This window comes from Salinadaptatus halalkaliphilus (assembly GCF_006543045.1).
GTDB classification, from domain to species: domain Archaea; phylum Halobacteriota; class Halobacteria; order Halobacteriales; family Natrialbaceae; genus Salinadaptatus; species Salinadaptatus halalkaliphilus.
In genome coordinates this window covers 1-602 of sequence record NZ_RBZW01000077.1, presented here as the reverse complement: position 1 = coordinate 602, position 602 = coordinate 1, and the positions used below count along the sequence as shown (strand labels likewise).

At 55.1% G+C, this 602-nt stretch carries 1 protein-coding gene; it reads left to right on the top strand.

What is annotated here, in order from left to right:
• Nucleotides 1-564: outer membrane protein assembly factor BamB family protein (locus D8Y22_RS23060; protein WP_246084547.1), on the top strand; the 564-nt coding region annotated here is incomplete at its 5' end.
• Nucleotides 565-602 lie beyond the last annotated feature (38 nt).

The following is a 602-nucleotide window of genomic DNA, read 5'->3' as shown; positions in this document are numbered from 1 at the left end:
GGTGCGGAAACGGGCAATCAACAGTGGGAATTCGAAACAGGCAGTTCGGTTCGCTCGTCACCGACGGTGGCGGATGGCACCGTTTTCGTCGGGAGTCACGACAACAATCTCTACGCAGTGAATGCGGAAACAGGTAATCAACAGTGGGCCTTTGAAACCGGCAATTCGGTTCGCTCGTCACCGACGGTGGCGGATGGCACCGTCTTCGTCGGAAGTAACGACGCCAATCTCTACGCAGTGGATACGGAAACAGGCAACCAACAGTGGGTCTTTGAAACCGGCAATTCGCTTCACTCGTCACCGACGGTGGCCGATGGCACCGTCTTCGTCGGGAGTGACGACGACAATCTCTACGCGGTGGATACGGAAACGGGCAACCAACAGTGGACCTTCGAAACTGGCAGTTCGGTTCGCTCGTCACCGACGGTGGCCGATGGCACCGTCTTCGTCGGAAGTAACAACGACAATCTCTACGCAGTGGATGCGGAAACAGGCAATCAACAGTGGGCTAGCCCGTTGCACGCTTTCGAAATTAGCTGCGACCTATCATGGTGTGGGCACTAGCGTCTAAAATAGTCACTTTAACTAGACTAGAAGTCGGA